Raw genomic sequence first — 2038 nt, 5'->3', positions numbered from 1 at the left:
CTCTGCCCGCCGCGCGATGCCCGGGCGCTCGCAGAGGCGATGGCGCGTTTCATCGATCTGTCGAGTGATGCACGCGCAGCCATGGGGCAGGTGGCCCGCGCCCGCGCCGAGGCTGCCTTTGACGAAGCCATCGTCATCGCCGCCTATCTGGAACGCTTGCCGCAGGGTGCGGGACAGGGTGCCTCTGCGGCCTGACGGCCAACTGCTTTCCAACCACGCCCCCGCATCCTCGTCCCATTGCCAGCCTTCGCCGCACCGGGGCGGTCCACGCGCTGCCGTTTCATTCCCACGAGGGGTAGGGCTGTTCCGGGCGCGGGGCGGTGAATGCGGCCTCTGCCGTCACCTCCGCGTCGCCGCTGGTCCGGCCCCCCGAGTTCGACGGAGGGCGGTTGGCAAGCGGATCGAGCATCTTGGGCTCCTTGATCTCGGTTTGCCGAATTCAGCACATGCGGCCAAGGCCGCCATTGTTATTTGAGAAGATCAAGAGTCCGCTGTGCTCACGCTCGGTGCGTCAATGTCCTATCAAGGATGCTGCAGGCTCTCACTTGCTCCCGCAGAACCGCATAATCCGCCAGCCACTCCCCGATCACCGCCCCCTCCAGCAGCGCCGTCACCTCCTCCGCCACGCGCGCTTGCTCGGCCCTGCTGTACTCCACCACCGGCGGGCAGCTCCCAGTCCCGCCCTCAGAACCCACCCCTGCGCAACCGCTCAAGAAGATCGTCGCGATTGCGAGGCCTGCGACTGGCGCCTTCCAGCATCCTGCGCTGTATGTCATTTATCCTCTCCAGAGTTTCCAGCCGCTCGGCGGCGCGTCCGGCGCGCTCGCCCTGGCGGCGGAGGTTGATCAGAAACAGGGTGATGGTGAGCGCGACGAGGGCCACCCCCACCACCCGCCGCGCCCAAGGCCGGGCCAGAATCCCGACCACGAAGCTGGCCCACATCACCTCAGCCCCTTGCGCCAGTCATCGACCCGCGCCCAGATCGCCACGGCGATGCCCGCAAGCGCCAGCGCAATGAACAGCCAGCGCAGGGTGTCGAGATACGGCACCAGCGGCAGGAGCGCGTCCTGCGCCTCGGCGACGACCTCCCTCACGCCCTCGACACCCGCGGCCCCCACCGTCGCCACTCCGGCCGCCCCGGTTCCCTTGAGCGTCCGGCTCTGCGCCAGCGCCTCGCGCGCCGGTGGGGTCTCGGTCGCAAATGCCACCGCGCGCGCCGGAAACCTCTCCCCCCAGTCCCGCGCGGGCCCAAGATCGATATGCATGAATCCCGAGCGGGGATAGAAGCCGAAGCCGAGGAACCCGACCTCGCGCGCTGCCGCCTCAAACACCTCCGGATCATGGTTCGCCATGGCGATATCAAAGGCCGTGCCCTCCATGTGTTTTGATGCCGGCGTGCCGCCGACATTTCGGTTGTGCGCGGGCGAGCGATAGGCGGAACGGACGATCAGCGGCTTGCCCAGCCGATCGCGCAGCGCCTGCAGCCTGTCGAGCGCTTGCGCGTGCAGCTTGAGCTGCCCTGTCCCACGACAGGCGATCTCGGCCGGCGAGAAGTTCGGCCAGCGCCAGATGTGGTCTGGCACCTCCCGGAAATGCCGATAGGTGCGAATTGGGTCTGCCATGGGGATGGTCCTCTCATACCTAAAAATGAACCCGCCGCGGGTGCGACCGGCACGGGTGGGGTGACGGGGTCAGTTGGATGCTGCGCGCTGGGCCTGGATGCCTCAGTCCCTGACGCGCCGCGCGGTCGGGCCTTGCCCGGCCTCAGTCTTCGCCGCGACGGCTCGAGGCGGCGCTGTCGGTGCGCCCGGCTGCGCCTTGCGCGAGGGTAAAATCTGCGAGCCGCTGATCGAGGCGCAGGATGGCGGCGCGCAGATCGCGCAGCGCCTCCTTCAGCTCGGCGCGATCCTCGTCGCGCTGGTCCTTGCGCTCGGACAGCAGCGTCATGATGCGCAGCACGTCTTTCTCATGGGCACCGATCTTCTGGTTATGGACCCAGAGCATGGCGGCCATGGGAATGATCACCCATTTGATGAGC

The 2038-nt window shown here is 67.8% G+C and carries 5 protein-coding genes; 1 reads left to right on the top strand and 4 read right to left on the bottom strand.

Annotated elements, in window-relative coordinates:
- A partial coding sequence (locus DQ229_RS00435) for a hypothetical protein (protein ID WP_420796846.1) occupies window positions 1-195 on the top strand: 195 nt, incomplete at its 5' end.
- A gap of 85 nt (window positions 196-280) precedes the next feature.
- Here DQ229_RS00435 and DQ229_RS16870 read toward each other — a convergent pair.
- The 4 genes from DQ229_RS16870 to DQ229_RS16425 form a co-directional block, all read right to left on the bottom strand.
- Window positions 281-409: a hypothetical protein gene (locus DQ229_RS16870; protein ID WP_274378810.1), complete on the bottom strand. Its 129-nt coding sequence runs from the start codon at window positions 407-409 to the stop codon at window positions 281-283.
- Between the two features lie 275 nt (window positions 410-684).
- The gene (locus DQ229_RS00425) at window positions 685-942 is read right to left on the bottom strand and encodes a hypothetical protein (RefSeq protein WP_114964309.1); all 258 of its coding nucleotides are present in this window, start codon (window positions 940-942) and stop codon (window positions 685-687) included.
- Complete coding sequence (locus DQ229_RS00420) at window positions 942-1622, bottom strand: YcbK family protein (RefSeq protein WP_114964308.1); 681 nt, start codon at window positions 1620-1622, stop codon at window positions 942-944. Before DQ229_RS00420 ends, DQ229_RS00425 begins: the two co-directional genes overlap by 1 nt.
- 142 nt (window positions 1623-1764) lie before the next feature.
- Window positions 1765-2038, bottom strand: a 274-nt coding sequence (locus tag DQ229_RS16425) for a hypothetical protein (RefSeq protein ID WP_162300708.1), incomplete at its 5' end; no start/stop codon positions are given.

The sequence above is a fragment of the Alkalilacustris brevis genome (genome assembly GCF_003350345.1).
Classification (GTDB): domain Bacteria; phylum Pseudomonadota; class Alphaproteobacteria; order Rhodobacterales; family Rhodobacteraceae; genus Alkalilacustris; species Alkalilacustris brevis.
Note: the sequence above shows the minus strand (reverse complement) of the source record. Positions and strands in the feature narration are given on the sequence as shown.

Bases quoted from the DNA above. Each gene is read 5' to 3' on its own strand.
- DQ229_RS16870 (WP_274378810.1), bottom strand. From the start codon at position 409: ATGCTCGATCCGCTTGCCAACCGCCCTCCGTCGAACTCGGGGGGCCGG.
- DQ229_RS00425 (WP_114964309.1), bottom strand. From the start codon at position 942: ATGTGGGCCAGCTTCGTGGTCGGGATTCTGGCCCGGCCTTGGGCGCGG.
- DQ229_RS00420 (WP_114964308.1), bottom strand. From the start codon at position 1,622: ATGGCAGACCCAATTCGCACCTATCGGCATTTCCGGGAGGTGCCAGAC.